The organism is Cellulophaga sp. (assembly GCF_039943695.1).
In the GTDB taxonomy this organism is placed as follows: domain Bacteria; phylum Bacteroidota; class Bacteroidia; order Flavobacteriales; family Flavobacteriaceae; genus Cellulophaga.
Map to the genome: position 1 here is coordinate 63,762 of NZ_JBDVAA010000088.1, position 6,061 is coordinate 69,822.

Annotated in this window: 6 protein-coding genes; 3 read left to right on the forward strand and 3 right to left on the reverse strand. The window is 32.1% G+C overall.

Annotated features, from left to right (window positions below):
* Window positions 1-41: 41 nt before the first annotated feature.
* Entirely contained in the window at window positions 42-560 is a 519-nt protein-coding gene (locus tag ABJD66_RS06270; RefSeq protein ID WP_303541992.1) for a hypothetical protein, read from the forward strand.
* Window positions 561-639: 79 nt separating this feature from the next.
* Here the strand turns inward: ABJD66_RS06270 and ABJD66_RS06275 are convergent, their stop codons facing one another.
* Together ABJD66_RS06275 and ABJD66_RS06280 are read right to left on the reverse strand one after the other, a co-directional pair.
* Window positions 640-2,181, reverse strand: coding sequence for a glycine--tRNA ligase (locus ABJD66_RS06275; RefSeq protein ID WP_303541991.1), 1,542 nt, complete (start codon window positions 2,179-2,181; stop codon window positions 640-642).
* 36 nt (window positions 2,182-2,217) lie between these two features.
* Complete coding sequence (locus ABJD66_RS06280) at window positions 2,218-3,114, reverse strand: hypothetical protein (protein ID WP_100894620.1); 897 nt, start codon at window positions 3,112-3,114, stop codon at window positions 2,218-2,220.
* Between the two features lie 85 nt (window positions 3,115-3,199).
* Between ABJD66_RS06280 and ABJD66_RS06285 the strand changes: the two genes are divergently transcribed.
* Window positions 3,200-3,844: a phosphoribosyltransferase family protein gene (locus tag ABJD66_RS06285; protein WP_100894621.1), complete on the forward strand. Its 645-nt coding sequence runs from the start codon at window positions 3,200-3,202 to the stop codon at window positions 3,842-3,844.
* A 47-nt stretch (window positions 3,845-3,891) separates the two neighbouring features.
* Window positions 3,892-5,502, forward strand: coding sequence for an Ig-like domain-containing protein (locus ABJD66_RS06290; RefSeq protein WP_348129443.1), 1,611 nt, complete (start codon window positions 3,892-3,894; stop codon window positions 5,500-5,502).
* Here ABJD66_RS06290 and ABJD66_RS06295 read toward each other — a convergent pair.
* A partial coding sequence (locus ABJD66_RS06295) for a nitrilase-related carbon-nitrogen hydrolase (RefSeq protein WP_348129446.1) occupies window positions 5,480-6,061 on the reverse strand: 582 nt, incomplete at its 5' end. The two genes, ABJD66_RS06290 and ABJD66_RS06295, sit on opposite strands and share 23 nt — an antisense overlap.

Sequence of the window (6,061 nt, forward strand, 5' to 3'; positions counted from 1 at the left end):
TTTTGCAAATTGAAAAATGAGAATTAGAAAACACTAACATTATGAAAAAAGGATTATTAGTAGTATTATTTTTATTGGGAGCCAAAATGGTATCTGCCCAAGCTTACTCTAATTTTGATAAAAACCAAGAAGTTAAATTTAATATAGGAATGTTTTTGGCAACAACTTCTGCAGAGTTTGGATACGAGTATTTTTTAGGTGATGATACAAGTGTTGGAGCAATTCTTCATTTTGATGGTGACGGTGAAGATTATAACGGTAGCTTTGGATTTGGACCTAATTTTAGGGCTTACTTTGGAGATATGCCAAGAAGTGGTGCATTTGCAGAAGCTTTTGGATTATATATAAAGGGAGAAAAAAAGTATAATGAAATGGGATCTAGAATTATTGGCGATTATAGTAATGTTGCCCTAGGTCTTGGTGGAGGTTATAAATGGGTTACGCGTAGTGAGCGTTTTACACTAGAACTTAACGGTGGTTTTGGTAGAAATATTAACCCTAAAGATTTTCAGGACGATTTTATTTTTAGAGCAGGATTATCTGTAGGTTTCAGATTTTAGCAATAATAATTTATTATAAAAAAAGAGCTCACTACTGGCAAATGCTTTAGTGAGCTCTTTTTTTTATCAACTTAAAAAATTATATTTTTTTAAGCCATCCTTTCATAGATACCTCTGCGTCTATAATAGATTTTAAGTCTGTAATGGCAACACGTTTTTGCTCCATAGTATCTCTATGGCGTATAGTTACAGTTTTGTCTTCTAAAGTTTGGTGATCTACAGTAATACAAAAAGGAGTACCATTAGCATCTTGTCTTCTGTAACGACGACCAACAGCATCTTTTTCATCATAAATTACTTTAAAATCCCATTTTAAGTCTTCTATAATTTCTTTAGCTACATCTGGTAAGCCATCTTTTTTAACAAGTGGTAAAATAGCAGCTTTGGTAGGTGCTAACACTGCAGGTAATTTAAGAACAGTTCTAGTAGATCCGTTTTCTAATTCTTCCTCTACTAAAGAGTTAGAGAAAACTGCTAAAAACATACGATCTAAGCCAATAGAGGTTTCTACAACATATGGTACGTAACTTTCGTTAATTTCGTGATCAAAATATTGTAATTTTTTACCAGAATGCTTCTCGTGACTACTTAAATCAAAATCTGTTCTAGAGTGTATACCTTCTAGCTCTTTAAATCCAAAAGGGAATTTAAACTCTATATCTGCTGCTGCATCTGCATAATGGGCTAGTTTGTCATGATCATGAAAACGGTAGTTTTCTTCACCTAAACCTAAAGATAAATGCCATTTAATACGGTTTTGTTTCCAAGCCTCGTACCATTCTTTTTGTGTGCCAGGGCGTACAAAAAATTGCATTTCCATTTGTTCAAACTCACGCTGACGAAAAATAAATTGTCTTGCAACAATCTCGTTTCTAAATGCTTTTCCTATTTGGGCAATACCAAAAGGAATCTTCATACGTCCAGTTTTTTGTACGTTTAAGAAGTTTACAAATATACCTTGTGCTGTTTCTGGCCTTAAGTAAAGGTCCATTGCACTGTCTGCAGAAGCACCCAATTTTGTACCAAACATTAAGTTAAACTGCTTAACGTCTGTCCAGTTTTTAGATCCAGATACAGGGCAAACAATATCTAACTCTTCTATTAAACTTTTTACGTCTGCTAAATCTTCGTTTTCTAAAGATTTACCCATTCTAGATAAAATAGTATCTATTTTTTCTTGGTAACCAACAACACGTGGGTTAGTAGTAATAAATTCTTGCTTGTTAAAAGCATCACCAAAACGTTTAGCAGCTTTGGTAACTTCTTTATTTATTTTGTTTTCTATTTTAGCGCAGTAGTCTTCAATTAAAACATCTGCTCTATATCTTTTTTTAGAATCTTTGTTGTCTATTAACGGGTCATTAAATGCATCTACGTGTCCAGATGCTTTCCAAACCGTTGGGTGCATAAAAATAGCAGAGTCTATACCAACAATGTTATCGTGCAACTGCACCATTGCTTTCCACCAGTATTGTTTAATGTTATTTTTTAATTCTGCTCCGTTTTGTGCGTAGTCATATACAGCACTTAAACCATCGTATATTTCACTAGATTGAAACACGTAACCGTACTCCTTTGCGTGAGATATAACCTTTTTAAATTTGTCTTCTTGATTTGCCATATGGCAAAAATAGAACTTTAGTGTTAATAGATTGAATTATTTTAATTCAAATTCTATAGAAGAAAGTAATTTTTGTTCTTCAAAAACATTTAAAGTATATATACCTGGCTTTAAAGAACCAGACGGTAATTTAATATGCTCACAAATTTCTTCGTTTATACCAGTGTAAATAATATCTACAGCTTTACTATACTCGTTTCCGTCTACGTTTATAATATTTGCGTTATTAGAAATTACTTTTTTGTTAGGATCTAAAAACTGTAGGTATAGTCTTTTTTCTATATTAATGTCATTAGGGTTGCCGCTAATAGTTGTACAGGCTCTAAGTTTAGATATTAAGTTTGCTTTGTTTGTATTAATATCTCTTCCATTACGCACTCTAAAAGCTAAAGACTCTGTGCTTCTTATTTTTAAATAGGTCTTATTTTTAAGCTCTTTATTTAATTTGTTGTTAGCATCTTTTAGGTCTTCTTCGTTTTGTGATGCAGCAAGAGCTTGTGCTTTGTATTGGTCTGCTCTTTTTTTAGCATTCTGCACACTTTCGCTTAAAACAACGTTATTGTATTTTAAAGAATTATACTTAATATTTAAACTGTCATATTTAAGTTGCCATCTACGTAATTCTCTTTTGTTTTGATCGTACTTATTACTGTCAAAATTTAGCTGTCCAATAGAGTCTAATAATCTAGATACATCACTATTTGCAACATCTAAATCTATCTTGTTAACTTCTACTTCAGAAGATAAACTTTCTATATTAGCTTGCATATTGGCAAGCTTATCTGTAAGCATTTTTTTCTCTCGCTCTAAATAGCTTATGTTGCTGTTGGACTGTGCATTGCTATAGTAAAAAGCAATTAAGATACCCAGTATCACGGCCGCAAGCGCAGCTATAATCACTTTGTATTTTAAATTGTTATCTTGTGAGTCCATTGGAAGTTGGAGGTAATTTTAAGTAGGGTTAAATTTGGGGCATTACAAGTTGTCAAATATACTAAATCATATCAATAAAATACTAATGCCCTTAGGGTGTTTTGGATGTAATACACCTTTGCGTAAAGGTGAACGATTAATTTGTACCGTTTGTCGAAATCAGTTACCTCTTACCGAGTACAATTTCACTGATGAAAACCCAATTGACCGTATTTTCTATGGTAGAATTAATGTTAAAAAGGTTAATTCTTTCTTATTTTTCACAAAAAATGGGGTTGTAAAAAACATTATTCATCATTTAAAATATAAAAATCAGCAACAGATTGGAACTTTTTTTGGACGTTGGTACGCGCAATTAATAAAAGAACGCTTAGATATAGATATTGTTGTGCCAGTGCCTTTACATAAGAAAAAATTAACAAAAAGAGGCTACAACCAAGTAACCTTATTTGGGCAAGAATTAGCAGAGCATTTAAATGCAGACTACCAAGAAGATGTGCTTTTTAAAACAGCAAATACCAGAACGTTAACTAAAAGAAATAGATTTGCAAGATGGAAAGTAAATCAGGATTTATACAAGCTAACTAATGAAGAAAATATAGCCGGAAAAACCATTTTGTTGGTAGATGATGTAATTACTACAGGAGCTACAATAGAAGCTTGCGCTACAGCATTAAATAAAGCAAAAAATGTTACAATTTATGTGGCAACAATTGCAGTAGTGCCATAGTTTTATGTTTGTGTAATTTGTTGTTTCTTTGTGCTAATATTTAGGCTATGGTAAGACGTATTTTAAGCTTTCTTTTTTTAGGATTAGTTGTATTTGCATTTATGCAATGTGCAAGAAGAGGAACGCCGTCTGGTGGACCCAAAGATATTACACCTGCAGAGTTAATTAGTGCTACACCTGCAAATAGGAGCATCAATTTTAAATCTAAAACCATTAAGCTAGAGTTTAATGAGTATATAAAGCTAAAAGATATACAAAAGCAGCTTATAGTTTCTCCGCCTTTAAAATATCAGCCAGATATTACACCACAAGGGTCTGCAAGCAAATACATAGAGATTACCATAAAAGATACTCTAAAAGAGAACACAACGTATACTTTTAATTTTGGACAAAGTATAGAAGATAATAATGAGGGAAACCCAAGTAGTTTTTTAAGTTATGTTTTTTCTACAGGAGATTACATAGATTCTTTAAGTATATCTGGAGTAGTAAATGATGCATTTAAGCAAAAGGTAGATGAGTTTGTAAGTGTAATGTTGTACAAGGTAGACAGTACTTATACAGACTCTATTGTGTATAAAGAGCCTCCATATTACATTACCAATACGCTAGATAGTACTAATATATTTTCTTTAAAAAACTTAAAAGAAGGTACATATGCATTATTTGCTTTAAAAGATGAAAGTAATAACAATATGTTTGATCAAGGTATTGATAAAATAGCATTTTTAGACCACTTTATAACTGTGCCAACAGACTCTATATACGTTTTGGATTTATTTAAAGAGGTTTCAGATTTTTCAGTTTCTGTGCCAAGTTATGCAGCAAAAAACAAAATACTATTTGGGTATAAGGGAGATGGTAGTGACATTAGGATAGAAAGACAAAGTTACTTGCCAGATAGTGTAAAAACTAAAGTAACCAAAGAGGTAGATAAAGACACATTAAATTATTGGATAAGTCCTTTTAAAGCAGATTCTCTAATTTTTAATGTAATTAGCGATCGCCAAAAAACTAGAGATACGTTTATTGTAAAATCTAGAAAACTGGCTGTAGATTCTTTAAAGTTTAATACAGTTGCTAATAAAAAAATAAGTTTAGAAAATCAGTTTTGGGTGTCAGCAAATATTCCAATTAAGGCCATAGATACATCAAAAATTAAGATAGTAGATAAAGATACTATTCCGGTTTCTGTGCCAATTAGTTTAGATACTGTAAAAAACAGGTTAAATTTTGATATGGTTGTACCATTAGAAAACCAATACAGTATTACATTATTACCAGAAGCAGTTACAGATTTTTTTAATGCAGTAAACGACACTATACAATACAGAGTATCTTTTGTAGACCCTACTGAAAATAGTTTGCTAACAGTTACATTATCTGGCGAGGTAACTTACCCAGTAATTGTACAATTGGTAGATGAGTCTGGTAAATTAATAAGGGAGCAATTTGCCACAGAGCCAAAGTCATTGGTGTACAAAAACGTTAAACCAGGAAAATGCCAAATTAGAGTTATAGAAGATACTAATGGGAACCAAAAATGGGATACAGGTAGTTATCTAAACAAGCGTTTTGCAGAAAGAGTTAGTTATTCTCCGTCTATAGAGCTAAGAGCCAATTGGGAAGAAACGTTTAATTTTCAAATTGTAAGGTAAACGCATCTCTATCTTCTAAAAATTTTAATTTAGTACGTGTTTCTGCAATGTGTTGCTTGTGTAAAACGGTATGTATTATTTCTTCTGTTGTAGAAAAACAAAGCTCTTTGCCTAATGTATCATAAACAGCAGAATGTCCTGTGTATTCATAATTAAAATTGTCTGTGCCAACTCTATTTACGCCAATACAATAGCTCATATTTTCTATAGCTCTTGCCTTTAGTAATGTATCCCAGGCAGCAATACGTTGTTTAGGCCAATTGGCTACATATAGCAATATGTCATAATCTTTGGTGTTACGAGCCCATACAGGAAACCTGAGATCATAACAAATTAATGGGCAAATTTTAAACCCTTTGTAATCTATCATTAGTTTTTTACTTCCAGCTTTGTATACTTTGTCTTCACCAGCTAATGTAAATGTGTGTTTTTTGTTATAGGTTTGGAAAGTGCCATTTGGAAAAACAAAAAATAAGCGGTTGTAAAAGTTATCATCTTCAAAAAAGGGAATACTACCTGTAATGGCAGTTTGTTTTTCTTTAGCAATGTCTTGCATCCA

What these genes read in the sequence shown, in the direction of transcription:
- ABJD66_RS06270 (WP_303541992.1), top strand. Translation starts at nt 42, where the DNA reads ATGAAAAAAGGATTATTAGTAGTATTATTTTTATTGGGAGCCAAAATG.
- ABJD66_RS06275 (WP_303541991.1), bottom strand. Translation starts at nt 2,181, where the DNA reads ATGGCAAATCAAGAAGACAAATTTAAAAAGGTTATATCTCACGCAAAG.
- ABJD66_RS06280 (WP_100894620.1), bottom strand. Translation starts at nt 3,114, where the DNA reads ATGGACTCACAAGATAACAATTTAAAATACAAAGTGATTATAGCTGCG.
- ABJD66_RS06285 (WP_100894621.1), top strand. Translation starts at nt 3,200, where the DNA reads ATGCCCTTAGGGTGTTTTGGATGTAATACACCTTTGCGTAAAGGTGAA.
- ABJD66_RS06290 (WP_348129443.1), top strand. Translation starts at nt 3,892, where the DNA reads ATGGTAAGACGTATTTTAAGCTTTCTTTTTTTAGGATTAGTTGTATTT.